This is a genomic window from Streptomyces sp. NPDC021080 (assembly GCF_044333225.1).
GTDB lineage: Bacteria > Actinomycetota > Actinomycetes > Streptomycetales > Streptomycetaceae > Streptomyces.
The window spans coordinates 431,254-455,359 of the sequence record NZ_JBIRQM010000007.1 but is presented as its reverse complement, the minus strand read 5'-3'; the positions used below and the strand labels follow the sequence as shown (position 1 = coordinate 455,359).

At 73.5% G+C, this 24,106-nt stretch carries 15 protein-coding genes, 1 other RNA gene and 1 pseudogene; 5 read left to right on the top strand and 12 right to left on the bottom strand.

What is annotated here, in order from left to right:
• Positions 1-198: 198 nt before the first annotated feature.
• From ACH4S8_RS20225 to rnpB, 4 genes and pseudogenes are all read left to right on the top strand, one after another.
• Positions 199-1,632: an RNB domain-containing ribonuclease gene (locus ACH4S8_RS20225; protein WP_398395778.1), complete on the top strand. Its 1,434-nt coding sequence runs from the start codon at positions 199-201 to the stop codon at positions 1,630-1,632.
• A 119-nt stretch (positions 1,633-1,751) separates the two neighbouring features.
• Complete coding sequence (locus ACH4S8_RS20220) at positions 1,752-2,741, top strand: AraC family transcriptional regulator (RefSeq protein ID WP_398395776.1); 990 nt, start codon at positions 1,752-1,754, stop codon at positions 2,739-2,741.
• A pseudogene (locus ACH4S8_RS20215) lies at positions 2,738-3,583 on the top strand (DMT family transporter); the annotation flags it as partial. The gene ACH4S8_RS20220 and the pseudogene ACH4S8_RS20215, both read left to right, overlap by 4 nt.
• Positions 3,584-3,653: 70 nt before the next feature.
• Positions 3,654-4,067, top strand: an RNA gene (gene rnpB / locus ACH4S8_RS20210) — RNase P RNA component class A.
• Between the two features lie 116 nt (positions 4,068-4,183).
• On the opposite strand, the gene ACH4S8_RS20205 is transcribed toward rnpB, so the two are convergent.
• The 12 genes from ACH4S8_RS20205 to ACH4S8_RS20150 form a co-directional block, all read right to left on the bottom strand.
• Positions 4,184-5,713 (bottom strand): VWA domain-containing protein, encoded by a 1,530-nt coding sequence (locus tag ACH4S8_RS20205; RefSeq protein ID WP_398395774.1) that lies wholly within the window; start codon positions 5,711-5,713, stop codon positions 4,184-4,186.
• Positions 5,710-8,631: a hypothetical protein gene (locus ACH4S8_RS20200; RefSeq protein ID WP_398395772.1), complete on the bottom strand. Its 2,922-nt coding sequence runs from the start codon at positions 8,629-8,631 to the stop codon at positions 5,710-5,712. Before ACH4S8_RS20200 ends, ACH4S8_RS20205 begins: the two co-directional genes overlap by 4 nt.
• Positions 8,628-9,749 (bottom strand): hypothetical protein, encoded by a 1,122-nt coding sequence (locus tag ACH4S8_RS20195; protein WP_398395770.1) that lies wholly within the window; start codon positions 9,747-9,749, stop codon positions 8,628-8,630. Before ACH4S8_RS20195 ends, ACH4S8_RS20200 begins: the two co-directional genes overlap by 4 nt.
• Positions 9,742-11,835 (bottom strand): hypothetical protein, encoded by a 2,094-nt coding sequence (locus ACH4S8_RS20190; protein WP_398395768.1) that lies wholly within the window; start codon positions 11,833-11,835, stop codon positions 9,742-9,744. The genes ACH4S8_RS20195 and ACH4S8_RS20190 overlap by 8 nt, the downstream gene beginning before the upstream one ends.
• A 239-nt stretch (positions 11,836-12,074) precedes the next feature.
• Complete coding sequence (locus ACH4S8_RS20185) at positions 12,075-14,105, bottom strand: PQQ-binding-like beta-propeller repeat protein (RefSeq protein ID WP_398395766.1); 2,031 nt, start codon at positions 14,103-14,105, stop codon at positions 12,075-12,077.
• A gap of 3 nt (positions 14,106-14,108) precedes the next feature.
• Positions 14,109-15,041, bottom strand: coding sequence for a hypothetical protein (locus ACH4S8_RS20180; protein ID WP_398395764.1), 933 nt, complete (start codon positions 15,039-15,041; stop codon positions 14,109-14,111).
• 1 nt (position 15,042) lies between these two features.
• On the bottom strand, positions 15,043-17,946 hold the full coding sequence (locus tag ACH4S8_RS20175; RefSeq protein ID WP_398395762.1) for an SAV_2336 N-terminal domain-related protein: 2,904 nt from the start codon (positions 17,944-17,946) through the stop codon (positions 15,043-15,045).
• 4 nt (positions 17,947-17,950) lie between these two features.
• On the bottom strand, positions 17,951-19,063 hold the full coding sequence (locus ACH4S8_RS20170) for an AAA family ATPase (RefSeq protein ID WP_398395760.1): 1,113 nt from the start codon (positions 19,061-19,063) through the stop codon (positions 17,951-17,953).
• Positions 19,064-19,098: 35 nt separating this feature from the next.
• Positions 19,099-21,111 carry a caspase family protein gene (locus tag ACH4S8_RS20165; protein ID WP_398395758.1) on the bottom strand — a complete coding sequence of 671 codons (2,013 nt, stop codon included), beginning with the start codon at positions 21,109-21,111 and terminating at the stop codon, positions 19,099-19,101.
• A gap of 1 nt (position 21,112) precedes the next feature.
• Positions 21,113-22,303: a hypothetical protein gene (locus ACH4S8_RS20160; RefSeq protein WP_398395756.1), complete on the bottom strand. Its 1,191-nt coding sequence runs from the start codon at positions 22,301-22,303 to the stop codon at positions 21,113-21,115.
• A 242-nt stretch (positions 22,304-22,545) separates the two neighbouring features.
• A complete protein-coding gene (locus ACH4S8_RS20155; RefSeq protein WP_398395925.1) occupies positions 22,546-22,842 on the bottom strand; it encodes a MazG-like family protein in 297 nt (98 codons plus the stop codon).
• 215 nt (positions 22,843-23,057) lie between these two features.
• On the bottom strand, positions 23,058-23,603 hold the full coding sequence (locus tag ACH4S8_RS20150; protein WP_398395754.1) for a DoxX family protein: 546 nt from the start codon (positions 23,601-23,603) through the stop codon (positions 23,058-23,060).
• A gap of 132 nt (positions 23,604-23,735) precedes the next feature.
• Here ACH4S8_RS20150 and ACH4S8_RS20145 point away from each other — a divergent pair, with 132 nt between their 5' ends.
• Entirely contained in the window at positions 23,736-24,062 is a 327-nt protein-coding gene (locus ACH4S8_RS20145; protein ID WP_398395752.1) for a nuclear transport factor 2 family protein, read from the top strand.
• Positions 24,063-24,106 lie beyond the last annotated feature (44 nt).

Sequence of the window (24,106 nt, the reverse complement as noted above, 5' to 3'; positions counted from 1 at the left end):
CCCGGGTGGGGGGCCCCCGGGGGGCCCCTGGGCCCCCGCGGGGGCGGCGGGCCCCCCCGGCCCCGGCGGGGGGGGCGGGCCCCGGGCGGGGGCCCCCCCCGGGGGGGGCACCCCGGCAGGGGCCCGAACCGGTTCCCCTCGCCCGGAGGGCGCCCGGCTCCGCGTGCTCAACGGGTGCCCCCGGCCTACGCTCGACCCATGCCCCGCCGTCACGTCCGCGTCACCGGTGCCCCGCAGGCCCCGCTGCGAGCCGCTCTCCGCGCGCTGCGGACCGAACTCGGCGTGCCCGGGGGTTTCCCGGCCGACGTCCTCGCGGAAGTCGGGCCGCCGGCCCGTCTGCCCGCGTACGACGCGACGGACATCCCCCTCTTCACCATCGACCCGCCGGCCGCCGAGGACCTCGACCAGGCGATGCACCTCTCACGCCGCGAGCGGGGCGGCTACCGCGTCCAGTACGCCATCGCCGACGTCGCCGCCTTCGTGGCGCCCGGCGGAGCCCTGGACGCCGAGGCGCACCGGCGCGTGACGACCCTCTACTTCCCGGACGGCAAGGTCCCCCTCCACCCGCCCCGGCTCTCCGAGGGCGCCGCGAGCCTCCTCCCGGGCCAGACCTGCCCGGCCGTCCTGTGGACGATCGACCTCGGCCCGGACGGCCGCACCGAGATCACCGACGTCCGCCGCGCCCTGGTCCGCAGCCGCGCCCGGCTGGACTACGCGACCGCGCAGCACCGGATCGACGGGGGAACGGCGGAGGAACCGCTCGCCCTGCTCAAGGACATCGGCACCCGGCGCGAGGCCCTGGAGGTCGAGCGCGGCGGCATCTCGCTCAACGTGCCCGAGCAGGAGATCGTCGAGAAGGACGGGACGTACGAACTCGCCTACCGGGCCCCGCTGCCCGTCGACGGCTGGAACGCGCAGATCTCCCTGCTCACCGGGATGGCGGCGGCCGAGCTGATGCTCGACCACGGCACCGGAGTGCTGCGGACCCTGCCCGCCGCGCCCGACGGAGCGGTCGGACGGCTGCGCCGCACCGCCCGGGCCCTGCGCATCGACTGGCCGCACCACGTCTCGTACGCGCAGCTCGTCCGCTCCCTCGACCCGCACCTGCCGCACCACGCCGCCTTCCTCCAGGAATGCACGACCCTGCTGCGCGGCGCCGGGTACACCGTCTTCCGGGACGGGGCGCTCCCCGAGGTCACCGCGCACGCCGCCGTCGCCGCGCCCTACGCCCACTGCACGGCCCCGCTGCGCCGGCTCGTCGACCGCTACGCCTCGGAGATCTGCCTCGCGGCCGCCGCCGGTCTGCCGACCCCCGAGTGGGTCCTCGCGGCGCTCGACGCCCTGCCCAAGGAGATGGCCGAGGGCAGCCGGCGCGCCGGCACCGTCGAGCGCGAGTGCGTCGACATCGTGGAGGCCGCCCTCCTCAAGGACCGGATCGGTGACCTCTTCGAGGCCTGTGTGGTGGACGTGACGGAACACGACCCCACGGTCGGCACCGTCCAGCTGGAGTCCCCGGCGGTCTTCGCCCGGATCTCGGGCGGTACGACCGGCCTGCCCCTGGGCGAACGCCTGCGGGTCCGGCTCGTGCGGGCGGACCCCGGAACGGCGAAGGCGCAGTTCGAACCCGCCTGACCCGATCAAGGGGACGGACTCCGGCATGAAAACGGGGGACGCCGGTGTTGGCCCCGTAGAGCGGACGCGGCGGAAGCGGCGGGCACGTTCGACCACGGTGGCGAGGGGGAGAGACGGCCATGACCGGACGGGCGGGGACGACGACCGGGAGAGCGACCGGGACGGTGACCCGGTCCGCGGAGGGTTTCTCGAAGGACCCCGTGGGAACCGGGAGGTCCGCGGAGGGTTTCTCGAAGGACCCCGCGAGAACCGGGAGGGAAGAGGCCCGCTGGACCCGGGCCGTCCTCGGCCCGGGCGGTCGGCCCCTGGACCTGCTGACCGCCCGCTTCGACCGGCACCGCTACGCCCCGCACACCCACGACGAGTTCACCATCGGCGTCAGCGTCGGCGGCTCGGAGCTCATCGGCTACCGCGGCGGCCACATCAGGACCGGCCCGGGGTCCATCGTCGTCCTGGCCCCCGGCGAGATCCACACCGGCGGTCCCGCCGCCTGCGACGGCTACGCCTACCGGGCCCTGTACGCGGAGCCGTCCCTGCTCCGGGAGGGCGCCGTCGGCGGCCTCCCGCACTTCAGGGAAGGGCTGCTCGACGACCCCGAACTCGCCGCCGCGCTGCGCGCCGCGCACACCGAACTGAGCCTCTGCCCGGACCCGTTGGAGGCAGAGTCCCGCCTTCCGTGGCTGCTCGCCGCACTGACCCGGCGGCACTCCACGGCCCGCCCGGACCGCGACGAGATCCCCGGCGCTGCGCGCACGGCGGCCGTCGTACGGGACCGCCTGGCCGGTGAACTCCAGGACCCGCCCTCCCTCGCCTGTCTCGCCGCGGACCTGGGCCTGTCCCGCTACCAGCTCCTGCGCGCCTTCCGTACGGCGACGGGGATACCGCCGTACGCCTGGCTCGCCCAGTACCGGGTGAACCGGGCCCGCCGGCTCCTGGAGTCCGGGATGCGTCCCGCCGAGACCGCCGCACTCGTGGGCTTCGCCGACCAGGCGCATCTGACCCGCTGGTTCCGCCGGGTGCTGGGCGTGACCCCGGCGGCGTACCGCGCGAGCGTGCTCACGCCCCCGGCCGGAGCGCAACGACGTTCAAGACCACCCGCGGGGCGATGACCGAGACTGCCCGTATGACTGCACGCGGCTGGTTTCTGTTCTCCCTGATGGGAGTGATCTGGGGCATCCCCTATCTGATGATCAAAGTGGCGGTGGACGAGGTGTCCCCGTCGGTGGTGGTGTTCACCCGTTGTGCGGTCGGCGCCGCGCTGCTGCTCCCCTTCGCGGTCCGCCAGGGCGGCCTGACGGAGACCGTACGCGCCCACTGGCGCCCGATGCTGGCCTTCGCGGTCATCGAGATCATGGTCCCCTGGTGGACCCTCACGGACGCCGAACGTCATCTGTCCAGCTCCACCGCGGGCCTGCTGATCGCCGGTGTGCCGATCGTCGGCGTGGCCGCGGCCCGTTTCCTCGGCGACACGGAACGGCTCGGCGCCTGGCGCGTCACGGGCCTCGCCCTCGGCCTGGCCGGAGTCGGAGTCCTCACGGCACCGCATCTGACCGGCGGCGACACCCGGTCGCTGGTCGAGGTGCTGCTGACGGTCGTCGGTTACGCCACCGCGCCGCTCATCGTCGCCCGCCGGCTCAAGGACGTGCCCTCGCTCCACCTGACGGCCCCCTGCCTGGCGCTGGCGGCGCTGGTCTACGCCCCCGCGGCGGCCGTCACCCGGCCGGAGTCGATACCTTCCGGCCAGGTCCTGGCCGCCCTCGCGGGCCTCGGCGTCATCTGCACGGCCGTCGCCTTCGTGGCCTTCCTGGAACTGATCAAGGAGGCGGGCCCGACCCGGGCGACGGTGATCACGTACGTCAACCCGGCCGTCGCCGTCGCGGCGGGCGCCCTCTTCCTGGACGAGGACCTGACTCCCGGGATCCTCGCCGCCTTCGCCCTCATCCTGGCGGGCTCCGTCCTGGCCACGGCGACCGCCGGTCCCCGGCGTCCCGCCCGCCCGGTACCATGGTCGGCACGGCAGACGAGCCGGGCGGACGGCCGCGTGGAGGTCCTTGTGGACCTTCCCGAGGAACGTCCGGGCTCCACAGAGCAGGGTGGTGGCTAACGGCCACCCGGGGTGACCCGCGGGACAGTGCCACAGAAAGTAAACCGCCGCGAACTCCGGTTCGCGGTAAGGGTGAAACGGTGGTGTAAGAGACCACCAGCGCCTGAGGCGACTCAGGCGGCTAGGTAAACCCCACCCGGAGCAAGGTCAAGAGGGGCCGCTCTCTCGCGAGGGAAGGCGGCTCTGCGCGGACGTTCGAGGGCTGCTCGCCCGAGTCCGCGGGTAGACCGCACGAGGCCGGCGGCAACGCCGGCCCTAGATGGATGGCCGTCTCCCCGGCCGCCGCGAGGCGACCGGGCGACAGAACCCGGCGTACAGCCCGACTCGTCTGCCACGAGAACTGCGGCTTCGTGCCGGAAGGGGCCTCCGGCACACGTCGGAGGCCCCTTCGGCGTTCTTCGGCGTTCGCCGTCCCGGGAGCCCGGACCGGCGTACCGCCTCGCGCGGTCACATGCGCTGAGCGGGCAGCGTGGTGTAGTGGAACTCGATGCCGCACAGCAGAACGGTCTGGCCGGGCGTGCAGATGATCTCGCGTTCCGGCCGGTCGGCCGTGCGGCAGCGCAGGCGGATGGGGGGCTGCTCCCGCAGCGGGCCCGGAACACTCTTGATCTTGACGGTGCCGGCGCTCTCCAGCAGGGAGGAGAGGTCGGCCGTGACCTCACGGCGTCCCTGCAGGGGGATCTGCAGCGGCATGCGGGCGTCGACCGCTTCGGCGGAGACCGTTCCCTGGACCGGACGGTGACGGCGCAGCAGCCAGACGCAGCAGGGGACCAGGAGCGCCAGGAAGGCGACCGCCGCGGCGATCCACCGCAGCGGATCGGCGGAGGTCCGCGCGGTCCCCTCCACGGCCAGGGGCTCGCCGACGGGGCCGCCGGCGAGCCGGGCGTCCTTGCCGACGTAGCGCCGGGCCGCCGTCGCCAGGGGCGTACTCACCTTGCCGGTCACCGAGAGATTCCACGTCTCGGGCTCCGAGTCGCTCTTCCAGCCCTTGTGACGGGTCGTGGCGGAGCGTACCGAGAGGTCGAGGTCCCGGGACTCGCCCGGCCGGAGGTCGACCGAGCCGGGCAGATCAGAGGCGAGGGCGACCCCCTCGGGCAGACCGGCGATCCGCAGGCCGGTGAGACGCACGGGCAGCGCCTTCGTGGTCGCCGTGAGCCTCACCCGGATGTCCGACGCCGCGGGCACGGGCCGGCCCTTTCGGGTGCCGGGCCACGAGACGGCGATCCCCTTGCCCCGGTCGCCGTCCACGGACAGGGCGGCCTGCCGCAGCCGGGTGTCGTCCTGGGCCTGCGTCATGGCCGCGCTGATCCGGGTCCCCGACGTGTCCAGCATCCGGTAGCTGGGGAAGACCTTGGCCAGCACGTTCTTCACGTCGGTCCCGGACCTCAGGGAAATGCCGTAGCCCGTCAGACTGCGGTCCGACGGCAGGCCGGAAGCCTGTCTGCGCAGGGCGGACCAGCCGCTCGCGCCGAAGTCACGGTAGCGGGGATCATCGGGCGCGTCCAGCTCGGCGTCGGACAGCAGCAGCACCCCGCAGACGTCGGTGTCCGTGCGCTGCAGCCCGTCCAGGGCCTGCTCGAAGGCGCGTCCGAAGTTGGAGGCGGTTCCGTCCGGGCGCGTGGGCAGGGTGGCGTCGAGATTCTGCAGAGCCTCGTCCCGGGAGACCATCTCGCAGGCGGGAGCGCCGTCGCTGAAGGGGATCAGGCAGACGCGGTCCTTGGAACGGAGCGACTTCAGGAACGTCGGGAGCACCGCGCGGACCTTGTCGTAGGAACCGTCGTCGGCCATGGACTGCGAGGTGTCGACGACCACCGCGTAGCTCGCTCCCCGGGGACTGGCGACCGCGTCCAGAAAGGATTCCAGGCCGCCGGAGTCGTCCGCCCGGGCGGACGTACCGGACCCCAGCGCGATCAGACCTGTGGCCAGAAGGGCTGTCAGGGCGCGCCGGGTCGGTGCGAGCCGGTTGTTCTTGGTCATTGGCTGCTTCCTTTTTTCAGCTTCTTCTTGTGCCTGCGCGGCCTTCCCGAGGACAGGTTGAGGAAGGACAGCAGCCGCACCCTGCGCAGTTCGCGCACGCGTGAACGCTGCTGTCTCAGGTCCCTCTTGGTCTGCTTGAGGACCGTCTTGGCCCGCCATCCGCCGCCGCCGTGGCCGGAGGCCCGGCCGGCCACGATCAGCCGCCGGATGTCGTGCAGCACGTCCGCGGTCTCGCGGGCGCTGAACCGGTATTGGGTGAAGAGCGTGTGCTCCAGATGCTCGAAGAGCGCCTCGCGCTCGTCGTTCATGGCCTTCTCCCACCAGCGGCCCGCCAGTTCCAGGGCCCGGCGGGCCTCCGGGGTCTCCAGCTGGAGGACGAAGGGCGCCCACAACGCCGCGATGTGGACGGCCGGATGGGACTGGCGGACGGACAGGGCGAGCCGCTCGATCGGGGTGTTCGGGTCGTACGCCCCTTCGCCGTGCTGCCGGCCGTCCAGGGCCGGTGCTGCGCCGGGGCCGACGGCGTGCCCGCGCCCGGAGTCCCCGCCGGCCGCGCGAGGAGCCGCGCCGGGGCGGGGCGGGGAACGGAACGGCCGTTGCGCCAGGGCCGCCGCCTGCTGTTCCTCCCTGCGTCGTGCCTCGGCGGCTGCCTGTCGTTCCTCCCTGCGTCGTGCCTCGGCCGCTGCCTGCTGTTCCTCTCTGCGTCGTGCCTCGGCGGCACGGGCGGCCTCCTCGGCCTCCCGTCGCTCGTGCCACATGAGGTTCCGCGTGGCCACCCGCTGGTTCAGTTCTGCCACGGCCTTCTGGTCCGGCGCGTTCTGGAGGGCCGCCAGCACGACGGACTCGCCTTCCTTGCCCCAGGGTTCGTCGAGCACGGGCCGGGCGAGTTCGCACAGCAACGGTCCCAGGAAGGGGCGCAGCCACTTGTCCGTCAGCAGGAGTTTCAGGCTCTCGGAGTAGGCGATGCACGCCTCCTCGCGCCACTGGGGGCCGTCGGCGGGCAGTCCCACGAGGCAGCGCAGGACGTCGGCCCATGCCCGGCAGTCCTGCCAGACGTCCTCGGTGAGCAGGTCCGCGAGGGCCTGCGTACCCCTCTCCTCCGCCGCGTCCGGCGGGGACGGGTTCCGCGTTCCTCCGCGGTTCAGGAAGGGGAGGGTGAAGCTCCCCCCGTCCCGGCCGTTCCCGCCGGCCCGTTCCGTGTGGCGCGATCCGAGGGCCAGCGTGCGCAGCGCGCTCCACAGACCCCGGACGGTCTCGGCGGCCAGGTCCGCCCGCCCCGCGCCCACGGTGGCGGAGAGCACGTACAGGGCCTCCAGCGGCGTCGGACACGGGTCGCTGAAAGCCGAGCACTCCTCCGTGCCGGGCAGCAGGACCGCCCAGGCGCGCAACCAGGCCGGTGCCTCACGGTTGTTCGCCGCGAGGGCCTCCAGCCACTGCCGCAGCCTGACCGGGGAGACCGATTCCTTGGCGAGCACCCCGCGGGTGAACCGGGGGGCGTCCCACAGCGCCCACGCGACGGCGGAACTGTCACCGACCACCTTGGCCGGTCCCAGGGCGCACAGGCAGTCGACCACGTACGGCAGCCGCTGGTCCGCTTCGGGGTCCCCGTCGTCGGAGAGCAGCCGCAGGACCTCGGCCTCCTTGCCGCAGTCCTCGACCATCTGCCACAGGCGGCTCAGCCGTGTACGACAGGACGAACTGTCGGTGCCCGAGGCGGCGACGCTCAGGGCCACACTCAGCAGGTTCTCCGCCACGCACACGGACACCAGCGGCCCGCTGTCCTCGTCCACCCACAGACGGCGCATCACGTCGTCCATCTCCCGGGCGGTGTCGTCGACCACGTAGTCGATCCCGCGCTGGACGAGCCGTTGCGCGTCGGCGGAGTCCGGATCGGCGTTGCCCGTCAGGCTGTTGAGTCCATCGGCGACCATCTGGACCGACTCGTGGCCGGCCTCCACCGCGTTCACCGCCACCTGGAAGGGGTCCAGCCGGTCGAGGCAGCTCAAGATGGCGTCGTGGTCGGACAGGGGGACGGCGACGTCGTAGGACAGCAGGTTGTGGGCGACCGCGAGGAAACCCTGGTCCCCGATCAGATGGTTCAGCCGGCGCCGGTACTGGTCGGGCCGGCCCTCGGGCACCCGCGGGAGGGTGCCCAGCCGCACAGGGGTGGCGTCCGGGGTGTACGCCGGACCGAAGGCCAGGTGGGTGGGCGGATGCTCACCGCCGTCGATGCAACTGCCCACGGCCAGTTCGCTGCGTACCCCGTACGGCAGGAAAGCGGCGACGGCGTCGAAGACGGCCAGCCGGGTCCTGGTGTCGAGCGCACCGCCGGCGCCGGTGATGACGACGCGGCCGCCGCCGAGGAGGAGGGCCGACACGGCGGCGGCCCATAGTGCGGCCGCCGTGCGCCGCCGGTCGTCCTCCATCCCGGCGAAGATGCCGGGCACGTGGTCGGCCACGGTGTCCAGCCCGGTGAGCAGTCCGTGGCCGGACTGCGCCCCGACCTGCAGCGGGATGCTCTCGTCCTGGTCCGGCGGCAGCTGCACGGTCGCCACGGCGTCCCACAGGGTCACGTACTCCACCCGGTGGAGCGCCAGTTTGGGGGAGTTCAGCAGGAAGTAGCGGGTCGGGGTGATCTCCCGGTTCGCGCCGTCCCGCAGTGGCGAGGACTCCATCACCGAGATGCCGGTCCACTGTTCCTCCGGGAAGCGCAGCCCCCTGATGGAGACCCACGGCAGCCGGTCGTGCAGGGCGCTTGCGGGCGGTGGGTTGCCGAGGCCCGCGGCGGTGATGTAGTGGGCGAACATGTCGCGGTGTTCGGCGCTCCCGGCCCAGTGCAGCACGTCGTACTCGCCCAGTGAGCCGGGTCTCTTGCTGTACCAGGCCCATGACGCCTTCACGGCGAACCGGTCGTTCATGCGCGTACCCCGTCCCGCATGCCGAGCAGCAGGGCCACGAGCGGGTCCATGACGTTGTACGGGCTGAGCGGGCCCACGATGCGGTAGTTCCCGTCGACGACGTTGACGTTGCCGAACCGCTTGAGGTCGATCGAGCCGCCCGGCATGGTGCCGAACCCGATCGCGGACGTGGTGAAGTAGTGGATGCGCGAGGGATGGAAGTTGGCCCGCAGGGTCTGCCCCACCAGCCGCATGGTGCTGCCGTGCAGGTCGTCGGCCAGCCAGTCGAAGAAGCCGGCCGGGTCGGACACCACGGGCACACCGCCCCGGCCGAGGTCGGTCCAGCCGCCGCGCCGGGCCCGGTCGAAGACCTCCGGGTCGTCGAACTTCGTCAGGCAGACGGCGATGTGGTGCGGCAGATAGGGGCCGTCCAGCCGGTTCTCCTCCATGCAGATGCGGGTGATCCGGGTGAGCGTTCCGTTGAGATAGGCGAAGGAATCGCTGTCCTGGGCCTCCCGCAGCGGGTCGAAGAGATAGACCAGGCCCTGTGCCTGGGCCAGATGCTCGATGCTGCGCGTGGCGACGGCGCCGCCCCTGAGGTCCTCGTACGCGCCGCCGGGCACGTCCAGCACACTCAGGTCGAACTCCATCCGCGGCGACGGCCGCGCGCGCCAGAGCCTGCGTCTGCCGAAGGGGGTGCCGCTGACGTCCCCGCGGAAACGCCAGGCGTACGACCGGACCTGCTGGGTCGCCGGCGGGAAGACCCGGTCGATGGCCAGCTGCCGGGAGGTCTCCACCAGGAAGGCCTCCGACGCGTCGTCCGACGGCACCACCTGCCAGCGGCCGAACGGCCCGTCCGGGTCGAGCGCCGCGAGCCGCAGGGCGCCCAGGAACGTGGTCTTGCCCGAGGCCGGAGAACCCCACACCCCGATCCGGGTCGTGCCGTCCTGCTGCCGGGAGGAGGCGGGCTCGCCGGGGACGGCCGACGTGTCCTCCCGGACGCCGTGGTCGGCCGGACCGGGCGAGGCCTCGACCGGCCACATCTGTTCCACACCGTCGTCCTCGACGGGTTCCCCGAAGAGGTTCGGCGGCAGGAGAGCCGGCGGGAACCGGGTCTTGTCCGACTCGTCTTCAGTCATCGTGCTCACTGTCCTTCAGGCTGAGCCGTGCCGGCGAGGGGCCGAAGCCGTGCGGCACGGCGGAACGTCGGACGCCGGGATCGGTCAGCAGTCCGGGCGCCTCGGCGGGGCGGCCCAGGGCACCGCTGACACAGAGGGCGACATCTTCCGGAGTGTGGGTCCCGAGGGCGAAGAGGTGGTCGCGGCCGAGGCCGCGCCATGCCTTCTGCTGTCGTTCGAGGGTCTTGGGGCGCCAGTGCCCGGAGCCGCCGGCGGCCGGGTGGCGTACGCCGACGACGGTCAGGCCGGGGCAGGTCTCCGACCGCAGACGGTCCAGGGACCTCTCGTAGTCGCGCCCGTCGGGGCAGGGCAGGCTGAGGTCGGCCTGCTGGCGCACCGGATGGGGCGGCCGCCGGGCCAGTACGAGCAGCACCTGCCGGGCACCGTCCCGCCAGTGCGGCCAGCGCGCCGCGGCATGCAGGGCGTCCTCCAGCGGGGCCGCGTAGTCGTGCCGTACGGGGCGCGGGGCGAGCAGGCGGACGGCCTCGGCGGCGGCCCCGGCGGAGCCGGGACCCCAGGGCCTGAGCACATCGGCGGCCCTCGCGGCACGCGCGGGCAGGAACGTGTGGTCCTCGTAGCCGATGAGCCCGACCCGCAGACCTCCCGGTGTTCCCCCGCCCGGGACGTCGCCGTCGCGGGTTTGCCGCCAGGCGCCGTCGACCTGCCGGAGCAGTGCCCGCAGAAAGCCCGAGCGGGTCTCGAACTCGCCGCGTTCACAGCCCAGTTCGAGCAGAAGCAGCAGATCGGCGGGGCCGGAGGGGTGCGGCGTGGGGTCGGCCGGCAACGGCAGCGTGTGCCCGCCCCGCTCCTCGGTGAACAGCTCCGGTTCGGTGAACCGCAGCCGGCCGTCGCGGTCGAGCGCGACCGTGACGGTGGTCCGCAGGCCGGGGCGCACCCGGGCACGCCCGGTCCGCAGGACGGGCCAGTCCTCGGCGCGGGCCCCCCAGGCGGTGACGAGCGGCAGGGCGTACACCCCGGAGGTCTGTCCGGGGTCCGCCAACAGCTCGACGGAGGACAGCAGTTCGCCCTCCCGGGGCAGGGTGGTGCCGCCGGGGAAGAGGATGCGGGCCGCGGTTCCCGGCCGGCCCGGTGATCCGGGCCGGCCGGGGCGGGTGAGCAGGGCGTAGCCGTGGCGCAGCGGTACCCGACGGCAGGCCTCGGCCACGATCTCGTCCAGGGTGCGGGGGTCGGAGGCGTCGAGCAGCACCCGGGCCGCCGCGGGCGCCCGGGCCGTCAGTGCCTGGGCCGCGTGGCCGGGCCAGCGCCAGCCGGCCGTCTGGCAGACCAGGACCAGCGGCACCATGCGGCCCTGGGCGCGCGCGGCGCGAAGGGAGGCCAGCGCGGTGGTCAGGGCCCGGTCGATGACGGGCTCCCAGGCCCGGTCGGCGGCCCGCTGCACGCCCCGGATCCCGTAGGGGGGTGCCGTGCCGATGCCTCCCGCCAGGACGAAGGCGCGCTCCACCGCGGAGGAGGGCAGCCAGGACGCGGCCTCCGACCAGGTCGTCCCGCCTTCGGCGAGGCCGTGGGTCCAGCCGGTCCCGGCCCCGTCCCGCCCCAGCTCCCGTACGGCCAGGCCGGTCACGGAGATGCCGAGGACGCAGACGGCGTCGCACTCGCCGGCCGCGAGTGCGGAGAGGACGGACACGGCTCCCGCGAGAGCGCCGCGCGGCGCCCCGCGGCTCTCCTCGGCGTCGAGGCCCCGGACATCGCGGACCGGCCGGCGGGAGGGGGCGCGTCGGATCAGCGACCGCAGCCGCATGTCGACGGTGCCGCCCGGCGGCCTGCCGCGCGCCGTGCCGATCGCCGCCATGTGCCGCGAGGCGAGGACGGCGGCGGCGATGTCCCAGGACCAGCAGGCGGCGATCTCCTCGTCGCGCGCCCCGGGGCCGGTGGCCGCGTCCGGCTCCCAGCCGCAGGTGCCGCAACGCCCGGGGCCGCCGCCCGACCAGCAGACGGGACAAGGGCCGGGCTGTTCGGCGGCCCGGTCCCCGGCTCCCGGGGGCCGCGGCTCGAAGGGCCCGGATCCGTCCCGGCGGGAGCTCGTCACGGGTGATGCCCGCGGGCCGGATCCTGCCCGCGGGACGCGGGTGCCGGGCGCATGCGCGCCCTCGTAACGCTGTGCACGGTTTCCCCCTCGGACCGGCGTCCCCACGGCTGCACCGGGGCGATGAACTCACGGTGAAGGACTGGCAGCTGAGGATCGCCAGCGATCGTAGTGGGATAACCGTCAGCTATCTGATGAAATGACATATTTCTTCGGAATGTGACACATTGAGAATGTATGTGTCAGTGAATTCGGTGGAGATCGACTGCGCGGGCCTTCGCCGGGACGCCTGTGCCGCCCAGCGACATCCGGCGGACCGCGCCGTCGAGCCCGACCGCGATCAGACCGCCCTCGACCGGGCGCAGAGCCGACACCGAGGGCAGGTCCCAGCGCCGTCGCTCCCGGCCGTCGGCGATGTCCAGCAGCCGGATTCCGCCCTGGTCGGCGACGCACACCGCCGAGCCGTCCACGAGGACGTCCAGGGCCCGTGGGCCCGGGCCGTCGGCGGCCGTCACCGTCCACCTCGCGCTGCCGTCCGCGGCGTCCAGGGCGGTCACCGCGCCCTCGACGGTGGCCAGCACCACGGTCCCCGCGCGGCAGACGGCCGGCACGTGCACGGTGCCGCCCGCCGACGTGCCCCACAGACGGCGGCCCGTGTCCCGGTGCAGGGCCTCGACCCGCCCGTCCGCCGCCGCGACGACCACGGCGTCACCGAGCGCCGTCGGACCGGCCGGGCAGACGGCGTGAAGGTCCGCTTCCCAGAGCCCTTTCCCGTCGTCCGCCCGCAGGCCTCGCACCGAGCCGCGGTCGGTGCAGCAGACCACCGCCGTGCCGGTCAGCAGGAGCCGTCCCGTCACCGCCCCGACGTCCTCGGCGGCCCAGCGACGGTTCCCCGTGCCGAGGTCGATCATCCGCACGGCCGTCCCCGCGGCGACGACGAGCCGGCCGGGACCTCCCTCACGGGCCCCGGATCCACGCTCCCCGGACCAGCCCACCGCGTGCACCGGCGCCGGGAACCGGTGCCGTGCGAGCACGAGGTCGTCCGCCGCCGGCCGGACGTGGTGCACCGTTCCGTCGGCGGTGCCCACGACCACCGCGTCGTCCGCCGGGATCATCCCGCCCCGCACCGGCGCCCCGAGGTCCAGCCGCCGCAGGGGCAGCCCGCTGCGGTAGTCCACCCAGTAGAGGACCCCGGCTGCCGTGACCGCGAGGACCACGTTCCCGCGCAGCCAGGGGGGAACACGGATCCAGTCGTGACAGGACCACACCCACTGCTCGCCGACGGCGGCGGACGCTGCCGTCGGCGGCTCGTGCCGCAGCCGGCTCAGGGGCTGTTTCCGCCCGCCCCCCTCCTCCCGGTCCAACCGGTCGGCCGACGGCCCGAGGAGGGCGCGCAGTCCCTCCCGGTGCCGTTCGAACACGCGCAGCGCGGAGGGCGGATAGGGGATGCGGACCGCGTCCGCCACACGGGTCAGGGTGGCCCGCACCTCGTCCATCGTGGGGCGTTCGGTGTCCGTGAACCGCAGGCAGGAGGTGATGAGTTCGAGCAGCGCCCCCTCCGGCACGCCGCTGATGTCCGGTGGCTCGGTGAGCGCCCGCAGCCGGATGTCGAACTGGTTGCGGCCGCTGTAGGGCGGGTGTCCGGTGGCGGCGAACAACAGGGTCGCGGCGAAGGCGAACACGTCGGCGGGCCCCTGTGCGCGGCCCAGTCCGCTCGCCTGTTCGGGTGCGGCGTACTGGAAGCTGCCCATGGCGTCCGCGGTGACCGTCAGGCTCGGGTCGGCGGCGAGCCGGACGAGGCTGAAGTCGATGATCCAGGGCCGGGCCCTGGTGACCAGGACGTTGCTGGGCTTCATGTCCCGGTGGTAGAGCCCGGAGCCGTGCAGGTCGGCCAGGGTGCCCGCGAGGTCGTGGCCGAGGGCGAGCACGGTGTCCTCGGGCAGCGGACCGGCGTCGTCGACCAGCCGCTGCAGGGACGGGCCCGGGACGTAGCGCGTGGCGAGCCAGGGCCGGGCGGCCGCCGGGTCGGCGTCCAGCAGCTCCGGAATGCCTTCGCCGCCCGCGCGGTTCACCGCCTCGATCTCGCTGCGGAACCGTGGCCGCAGCCGCTCCGACTCGGCGACGTCGGCCCGGATGAGCTTGATCGCCGCGAGCCGGCCCGTGGCCGACTCCTCCTCCCCCAGGAACACCTCGCCGAAGCCGCCCGCGCCGATGCGGCACAGCAGCCCGAACCGCCCGAGCCGTCTGGGGTCGTCACTGCGCAGCGCTTCCATCGATCAGTCCTTGGGGTACGAGTCGGAGGGCCGCGCCCGCAGTCGTGCGCCGACGACGCCGGGGAACGACACGGGAGCGGTCCGCTCGGCCAGCGTGCGCAGCAGGCCGAGGGTGCCGAGCTCGCCGTGCAGCAGCTGCAGTCGCGCCAGATGGGCGCGCGCCCGGGGAGAGGCGGGTGTGGGCACGTCGCCTTCGTGCACGGGCAGCCGCCGCGTCGAGGACCCCCTCGTGTAGCAGATCCACGGATCGGTCGCCGTGGCGTCCGGGGCCCACGTCGACGCGGTCAGCGTGGCCCGGTAGCCGAAGGGCAGCAGGGCCGCGATCGCGTCGATGGTGCCGATCCGGACCAGGGCGAACCGGTCGCCCGGGGCGGTCAGGGCCAGCGGCGACTCCAGCGCCGCCGCCGCCGTGGCAGCCACCCAGCGGAAGCCGAGCCGGTCCACCGTCCGCGCGGTCCGCTCCAGGTGGTCGGTCTGCGCCTCGATGAGCACGGGGGCCGTCTCCCCCCTCGTCTCCGAGGGCAGCTGCACGGGCCGTACCGCGTTCCAGAGGGAGACCAGCCCCACGTGGTGCCGGGCCACCTCCGCGTAGGGCACCAGGAAGCAGCGGGTGGTGGCCGAGCGCCGGCCGGAGGAGTCCCAGGTCGCCTGCGCGGGACTGTTCCAGTCCGTCACGGATACGGTCACCCACCGGCCGTCCCCGGCCGCCGTCCCGGCGTCGCACGCCCCGAACGAGATCCACGGCAGCGTCTCGCCGGGTCGTCCCGCCGTGGACCACGGCGGCGGGGTTCCGAACAGCGTGTCGCGGACGACGCGCTCGAACCAGGACACGGCCTCGGGGCCGTCGCTGCACACCAGGACGCGGTAGTCGCTGCTGTCGGCCTGGGGCTTCGACAGCAGGGCCCACCGCGCCCGCAGGGTGAGGGAAGGGTTCATGTCAGATGCCTCCCGACGCCCGCCCCAGAGCGATCAGGGGCTCCAGCACGTTCAGCGGCCGGGCCGGACCCCGCAGCGCCCTCAGGCCGTTCTCGTCGTACGTCTGGTTCGAGCAGTCGTCCAGATCGAGGAACCCGTCGCGGGTGCGGTGGAAACCGATCGCCGACACCGCGTACCACCGCACCCGTCGTGCCAGGAAGTGCTCCAGCACCAGGTTCCTGGCCCCGGCCACGTCCGCCGAACGGCGGCTCAGCCAGGCGACGTAGTCCGCGGCGTCGGCGGCGGGCACACACGGGTCCCCCTGCGAGGTCTGGCCGACCCAGTTGCCGCGCCGCGCGTCCTGGAAGACGGCGGGGTCGTCGAACTTCGTCACGCAGAAGGCGACGTGGTGGGGCAGACGTCCCCCGATCAGCCGCCCGCCCTCGTGGAACTCCTGCGCCAGCCGCTGCAGATGGGGAACCAGCAACTCGGCCTGACCGCCGCGGCTCAGCGGGTCGAGCAGGATCACCAGGTGCCCGGCGCGTCCCAGGTGCGCGTCGAGGACATGGTTGCGGCCGTAGTTCTCCCGCCGGAACTCGCCGCCCCCGACATCGCAGAAGTCCAGCGCGAAGTCGATCCGTTCGGCGCGCCGCCCCTCGCTCACCTCGGCGCGGAAGACGTACGAGAACGCCGTCGGGCCCATCGTCGCCTCGGGGAAACGGCGCACCACCGCCAGGGCGTTGGTCTGCTGGACCAGGAAGTTCTCGGCCCGTTCGCTCTCGGCGACGATGTTCCAGCGGCCCAGCCCCGGCCGGGCCGTCGTCGCGGCGAGCGAGGCCGCGGCGAGGAACGTGGTCTTGCCGCTGTTCGCCGCCCCGAGGACGGCGATCGTGCGCCTTCGCTGCCGCGCGGCCCGGTGCGGCGCGTCCTTGGACGGTGCCGGGTCCCTCTCGGCGCCGGTGAAGGCGGCCGCCGGGACGAGCGGCGGTCGCCCGGCCGGTACCGGGTCCTCCTCGGTGAGGGCGGGAGCAGCCATCGCCAGGGCGAGCTCCGGGAACAGGGACCGGTCGATGACGGGCGGAGGGGCGGGATCGGGCCCGGGAGGCGCGGAAGCGGGGATCGGAGGAGCGGGAGGCACCGCGGCGGCCTGCGCGGCGCCGGGCGAGCCGGGGGGACCGGACGGACCGGGCGAGCCGGATGGGTCGGGCGAGCCGGAGGCACCGGATGCGCCGAGGCCGTCGGTGAATTCGGCGACGGCGGCCTCGATACGGCGCACGGCTTCGCCGTAGGCGGGCCCGAGCCCCCTCAGGATCCGGGCCGCGACCTCCGCGAACGGACGCGTCTCCGGGTCGATCTGCCCGACGAGCCTGACGTCGCGCGGCGAGGCCAGCAGCGCGGGGAAGGCGAGCGCGGCCCGGCCCATCGTCGTGGACACATAGGCGGAGACCGTCTGGAAGGTCCGCACCGCCTCGACCCGGTCCATGCCCTCCAGGAGCGTCTGCCGGGTGTCCCCGACGAACTTGTAGGAAGGCTCTCCGTCGTGCCCGCCGTCCGGTACGGGTCTGGGCCGCAGCAGACCGCTGAAGAAGACCTCGGCCAGCGGTGCCGGGTCGTAGGGTTCCCTGCGCCATTGGCTGGTGACCATGTGGGTGAGCCACATGGTGGACAGGTTCAGGGGCACCGCGGCCAGGCTGCGCAGCAGCCGCCGGGCCCTCGGGGTGGCGGTGGCGTCGAAATCGTCGAGCAACTCCTCCTCGTCCACGGGACATTCGTCCGTGATGTCCGGGGCGGGTCCGGCGCCGTCCGGCCCGTCGTCCGGCCCGGACGTCACCACCCAGGCCGGCGCGGTCACGGCGCGGGCACGGGGACCGGTCACGAACGAGGCCCATCGGTTGAGGGAGTCCGGCTCCAGCGGCACCACCGGGACGGCGTGCGGCCGTCCGCCGCCGGGCGGACGGCCGGAGGGCCACAGGTCCCGCAGCGACCAGCCGGCCGGACTGAAGCGCTGGGCCGGCGGAACGGACCACCCGGTCCCCGTCCCCTCCGCCTGTGGAGGGAAGGACACCGGCAGCGGGGAGACACCCGTGCGCCCCCACAGGTGGCGGGGGAGGAGATGGACGATCACCACCGGCCCGTACGCCGCGAGCAGATGGACCTGCGCGGCCAGTCGTCCGTCGTGCCAGCCGCGTCCGACGCCGTCGGTGACGAAGGCGATCACGCGCCTGCTGTCGGGTGCCAGCAGAGTGCGCAGACCGGCGCGGCCGCCACCGGCGGAGGTCGGCGTGGTCAGGGCGGCGTCGGAGTCCAGCCGGCGTACGGTCACCGACCGGAAGGCGCCGAACCGGGCTGCGGCCCGGCCCATCTCGCGGACCAGCGGTGTCCACAGTTTCATGGAGGGCGTGGTGTCGCACACCAGCGCGAGGTCGTAGTGCGGCTCCTCGGCGGCCGTGACCATGGGCACGACCATGCCGGTCGCCGCCGCCCATTCGGCGGTCAGCTCCTCGTCCACCACGGTCCGCACCGGCGAGGGGCTGGTGCGCCGCAGCGGGCGCAGAGCGTTGCCCAGCTCCGACCGGCGGGGCAGCCACTGAGCGGGGAGCGGCGCCACGACACGGCTGGAGAACCCGCCCATCTCGGTGATCGCGGGTTCGGCGGTACGCGGCCACACCCCCAGGTCCTTGTGCGGGGCGACGGGCACCGAGAGAGGCCCGCCGGCGGCCGCCGGATTCTCGGATCCCCGCCGTTCGTGCCCGCCCGCGCCGTCGCCCCCCGGACCCGCGGACCCGTGTCCCGTGTCCGGACGCCCCTCACCCCAGGCCGAGTTCACCGCGGGTAGCCGTGCGGCCAGCCAGGCGACGTCGAGGATCTCCTCCATCCCGATCCCGGCGTCGCAGTCCAGCAGTACCCTCGCGAACTCGGGGTTCATCGCGTCACGCCCCGGAGAGCGGGTGGAACACCGCGTTCGCGATGGTCTCCATGTCCTCCGGCCCCAACTGGGTCGTGAGCCTCAGGCGTACGGCGTTGATCAGCTGGTCGGGCGACAGCTGACGGCCGTCGGTGGTCAGCCGGTCGTAGCACTTCAGGACGTCCTCGACCTGGGACAGGTCCCGTAGCTGAGGCACATGGGCCCGGAGGATCTCGTGGAGGCGCTCTCCCTCGGGGCGTTTGAGGACCAGGAACAGACAGCGACGGCGGAAGGCCGGCGAGAACTCGCGGTCACCGTTGCTGGTGAGGATGACGACGGGGAACTGCGCGCACTGCACCCGTCCGTTGTGCACGGGTGCCCGGTCGTTGCCGTCCCAACTGAGCACCCGGACCGGGGAGTCGGCGATCCGGCGCAGCTCGGGGATCTCGTATCCCCCCGTCTCGAAGACGTGCAGCAGGTCGTTGGGGAGGTCCACGTCGCTCTTGTCGATCTCGTCGATCAGGAGGACCCGGGGCCGGCGCCGGGGCAGCAGGGCGTCCCCCAGCGCGCCGAGCCTGATGTACTGCCCGATGTTGTCGTCCTCGCCCTTGCCCTTGCTCCCCCTGCGGTTCAGGGCCGAGCCGTTGCGCAGGTTCATGTCGTGCAGGCGGCCCAGCACGTCGTAGTCGTAGAGCCCCTCGCGCAGGGTCGAGCGGCTGGTGATGCCCCACCGCAGCACCGGACCCAGACCGAGTTCCCGGGCCACGGAGGAGGCCAGGGTGGTCTTTCCGGTGCCGGGCGGGCCGGTGACCAGCAGGGGGCGGCGCAGCTGGATGGCGGCGTTCACCAACTCGTGCACTTCGCGGTCGCCGCGGTAGGAGACCGCCACCCGGTCGTCCCACGCCTGCTCGCCCGCGGAGCCGGGCGGAGGCACCGGAAGGCTGAGGTGATCCGGATCCCGCTCCCGCAGCCGGGCCTCCTGGTCCGGGGCCACCAGCGCGGACAGGCCGAAGGAACGCCAGGGCGGGGGCTCCGGGATGGCGGGCGGCGCGGTCGCGGTGTTCCAGGAGGAACGCCAATGCCCGCGGTAGACCCACCAGTCGGGGGCCTCCGAAGCGGCGCTCGGGCCTTCCGTCATCGTTCTTCCTTTCCGCTCGCCGGACCGGACCCCGGTCACGGCATGGCCACCGGGGTCCGTGCCAAAGGAGAACGACGTGGATCGTCGAAGAGCACGACCACGTCGCGGAACACCTCGGCCTCGTCGCCTCCTTCGCAGCGCAGGTCGAAGATGATCTTTGGTACGTCGCGCAGGGGACGGCCCTTGAGCTGCCGGAGCAGACTCTCGCGCACCAGCGTGCTGTCGCAGAGCGCACCGCCGTCACCGCCGCGCACACAGTCGCCGGCGGACCGGTCGGGCCAGATGGCCAGGACGGCGCCGTTGTTGAGGGCCGTGCCGACGATGTCGGAGGACGCGCCGGCCTCCAGGGGGCGGGAGAGCACGATCCCGGCGCACACGTCCTTCGCGTCCTGCGCGGTGAAGGCGTACTCCATGGCGCGGATCGTCCCTGCGGGCTGCTCTCGTCCAGGTGCGCACGGCACGGCGCAGTCCAGCCACTTCAGCCGTGCCGCGGGGACGGAGTCCAGCATCGCGCCCAGGCGGGCCCAGTTCAGCGTCCGCGGGCCCCCGAGGTTTCGCCAGCGGTCGCGCAGCACCACCGGGGCGTTGTCCCCCAGCAGCGGCGGCTTCCCGCTGGGCACGGTGAAACTGGGGATCGTGTCGAACCGGTGGCCGAACAGGTCCCGCTCGACGATGAACTCCACCCAGGCGTTGTGCAGTTCGGAGCGGACCTTGGCGTGGGCCCCGTCGTAGATCTGCTCGACGAGGGCGGCGAACTCGTCCTTGTACCAGGTTCGTTGCGGAACAACGATTCGGCGGCGCCTGGACCCGGTGTAGAACCACGCCTGGGCGCGGTAGCCCGGCTCCTGGGGATCCCGGCCGGACACGGCGGCGCTGCCGTGGGTGATCTCGTCCAGCCGCTCCAGGTCGATGACCAGGTGGGCCTGCGGCCGGGGCGGCGGAAGGTCCGGGTGTTCCCGGGGCAGAGGAGGCAGTTTCTTGTCGGCGGCCAAGGGGCCGTACCAGTCGTGGACGCCGTCCCGCAGGCGTTCGATCCGGGCCAGAACGGCGCAGAGTCCGGTGATGCCGTGGCTGCCGTCCGAGCGGTGGGGCAGCTGCGTCATGTGCACCGCCAGCTCCGGCAGGGGCAGGTCGTCGTCCTGCATACGGGGGCCGAAGGTGTCCAGCCAGTCCCACACCTCGCCCTCCTCCTGGGCGGTCAGGCGGGCCTCGCTGAGGAGCATGCGCAGTTGGTGGGCCTGGCGGTGTGTCACCGCCATGCCGGGCCGGAAGTCCTTGTCCACGAGCGTCCGGCCCCGCTGGGAGATCCAGTAGTGCGTGGGTATCTGGCCGTAGTCGGGATCGTCCTGCTCGTAGGCCTCCCGGAAGCGTGCTTCGAGGTCCACGGCGGTCCGCTCGATCGGGGCGAGGTCGAGCCGGCCGCCGCGCGGCAGCGTCCCGAGGGCCTCGACGAGCCGACGGGTGAAGATCCCGCCCTGGTCGTCGAACAGGGCCTGCTCGCCGTGGCGGGCGCCGTAGAGCACGAGTCCGTTCCAGTCCGGGTGCGGTACGGCGTCCTTGGCGGTGACCAGCATCTGGCCGCCGGCGTCACCGCCGGCTCCCGCGTCGCCCTCCCGGCAGGCGTCGACCACGAAGAGCAGGCGCCTGGGCCTGCCCGGGCCGGCCATACGGGCTTCCAGATCCTCCAGCTCGACGTACCCCTTGTGGGACACGTACAGACGGTGGCGGTTGTTCTCCCGGCCGATCGCGCCGTGGCCGAGCCAGTACAGGACGAACGCGTCCTCCTCCCGGAGTTCGTCCAGGGGGCCCGGTCGGAGGAAGAGGTTCGACAGCGTGCCGAGTTCGGCCCGCTGCCGGGACACCGCGCCGGTGCCCGGTTCGTCGGGCAACCGGTCGGCGTTGGTCAGGAGGGTGACGGAACAGGGCTCCTCGACGTGGTTCGACAGCCAGGAGGCGAAGCGGGCACCGGTGGCCGCCGAGCCGGGCAGCTCCCGCAGCGACGAGCCCTCGTACGTCTCCGGACACACCACCAGAGCGCGTATCGCCACCTCAGCGCTCCTCGACGGCCGCGCGGACCGCCTCGTAGACCTGCGGGGTGGTCCAGTAGGCGCCGTGCGCCCGGGGAAAGGGTTCCCGGGTGTCGACCTCGACGTCCGTGACCCGGCCCCGGAAGCCGTCCTCCGCGGTGAAGGCCAGGAGGTCCTCCGGGTCGACCACGTTGACCCACCGGGCCCGGAAGTGGTCCGGCAGGGGCGCGCCGAGGCGGTGGGTGGCCAGCGCGTCCAGGCCGTGGAGGTACGGCACCTGGCTGCCGACGGTCACCAGGAGCCGTACGTTGGGCAGGTCGTGGGCCACCAGGCTCTCGAAGCACGCCACCCCGCCGAGGCTGTGTCCGAGCAGGGCCACGGGGCCGGCGATCTCCCTGACCCGCTCGGCCAGGAAGGTCCGCAAGGGCCCGCCGCGGGCCTGGTAGAGCAGGATGTCGCCGAGGGCGGGCGTCGCCCCGGTGAGCAGCCGGCCGCGATGGCGCCGGACGACCGGCCGCGCCATGTGCTGCGCCGTCGACCAGGCCACGGCGCGGGTTCTGTCGCCCAGGCCCAGGGGCGCGGAGCCCAGGCACTTCTCGAGGACGCGCCACAGGGCGTCACGCTCCATGGCGGAGACGACCACGGTGCTGCCGTCCCGCTCGCGGACCCGGACATGGAAGGCTGTCAGGCAACGGGCGACGAGGTCGTGGGATTTCCTGGCGGCGAGAAAAGGGAGAGCCGCCGTGAATTCCGTGTTCCGCAGCATCTCCGCCACGGCTTCACGCAATTGGTCCCAGGATTCCCCGGGCGGCATCGACGCCTGGACAGCGGGTTCGTCGGACGCTTTCCGGATGCGCGACAGGAGCAGTTCCAGAACCCTCGGTGAAACGGCGGACGCGTCGCCGGGCTCCGCCGACACCGCCAGCCGGATCTCGAACAACGGGTCGTCGTACAGCCGGGCCCACACCGCTCGTTCCGCGTCCGACCAGGTCACACGTAAGCCGTCCGGAGGCGCCGGGTCGGCCGCGTCCCCCGTGCCGTCCTCCTCCGCCGACGCGCCGGCCGGGGCGACGCCCAGCGCGTCACCCCAGGAGCACGTCTCCACCGTCGTGTCCGGCAGGGCATGACGGAAACCGTCCTCGATGCGGTCGAGCGCTTCCTTTTCACGTCTCGATCGGACGCCCGTTCCGTGGACGAAGAGAATCGTCGTCACTTTCCCCCCAAACCCCCGTGTCACGGCAAGGGACACCGTGACGGAGGTCAACGGTAGCGTGATGCGGGGGCCCTTGGATCGCGCTCCGCGCATTCAGCCGCGATGTCAAAGGAACGGGCATTTCGCAAACACAATCGAATGGAAATCGATCAGGAACGGGCGCGCACCGGACAGGGGGTGATGCGATGAAGTGCCTTGCGGTGGCGGGGTGTTGGGGTGGCGTGGTGAAGTGCCGTGCCGTGTCAGGGTGTCGGCGGACCGCCGAGCGAACGGTCGGCGACGGACGCCAGACGGGCGGCGAAGACCTCGCGCGCGTCCGGCGCGAGGGTGCGCAGCGCCACCATCGCCGTGATCACGACGTCGCACAGCTCCGACCGGACGTCGTCCCAGGTGTGGCTCACGCCCTTGCGCGGGTTCTGGCCCGTCGCGCCGATGACCGCCTGGGCGACCTCGCCCACCTCCTCCGACAGCTTCAGGACACGCAGCAGCAGCCCCTCCCGGCCGCCGTGCGCCCGGTCGATCGTCGGCCAGGGATCCACGCCGTCGGCGTCCCGGGTGCGCCCGGACGCCGTGCCGGTCCCGGCGTGCGCGGCGGGACCGGAGGCGATGTGCCCGGCCGTGCCGGTGGCGGTGTGCCCTGCGGGATCGGGACCGGTGTGTCCGGCGGGGTCGGTGCCGGTGTGTCCGGCCCGGGGGTCGCTCGCGGCGTGACGGGTCATGGGGCGAGCCTCCCCGGGGTCCGCGGGGCCGACTCCTACTCGTCGAACAGGGCTTCCTGCTTGCCCTCCCGCGCCGTGCGCACCCGGTTGTTCCGGATGCCCACGACGACCGCGGTGACCGCGGCCGTCGTACCCAGCGCGATCGGCACCATCCAGCCGCGGTTCACGGCGTGGCCCAGCAGATGGTCGAGGGACAGCCGGCCCGGACCCGTCACCGCGAGGCCCGCCGCCGACAGGCCGAGCGAGGCCGTGTACTCGTAGCCGCCGTTCATCGCGAAGAACCCGTTCGGTACGTGCACCGCTGCCGCGCCCGCCATCGCGCCGGCCGCCGCGGCACCGGCCGCGGGGGTGGCCAGGCCCAGTGCCAGCAGGGTGCCGCCGCCGGCCTCCGCGAGACCGGCGGCCGTGGCACTGGCCCTCCCGGGCGCGTACCCCATGGCCTCCATGGCCTGTCCGGTGCCCTCGATGCCACCGCCGCCGAACCAGCCGAACAGCTTCTGCGCTCCGTGCGCGGCCAGCACACCGCCCGTGCTCAGACGGAGCAGCAGCAGTCCCAGGTCACGCCGGTCGATGCAGGTCACGGTGACTCCCAGTCCAGTCGGCGGCAGCGGTTTCCTCCCGGGTGTCCACCGTCGCACCGATCGGACGGGACCGGCGGGCCCGCGCCGCCGTTCGGGTGGCGGGTGCGGGGAGCCGGTGTGAGGGTGACTCCCATGACCATTCAGGTAACGAGACTCAGCGACCCGGCCGTCCGGGCCTTCGTCGCCGCGGTGAACGCCCATGACCGGGCCGCCTTCGAGGCGCTCCTCGCGCCGGGCGCCACCATGGCGGACGACGGCGCCGACCGTGACCTCGGTGACTGGACCGACCGGGAGATCTTCTCCTCGCGCGGCCACATGGACGTCGACAGCGAGTCCGCCGGCGGGCGCTCCCTCCTCGTGCGGTACAGCAACGACACCTGGGGCGAGATGAAGACCCGGTGGAGCTTCACCGTCGACGACGGCGGCAGGATCAGCCGCTTCGAGACCGGCCAGGCGTGAACGCCGGGAGGCCGCTCACCGAGGTCCGGTGAGCGGCCGGGGGG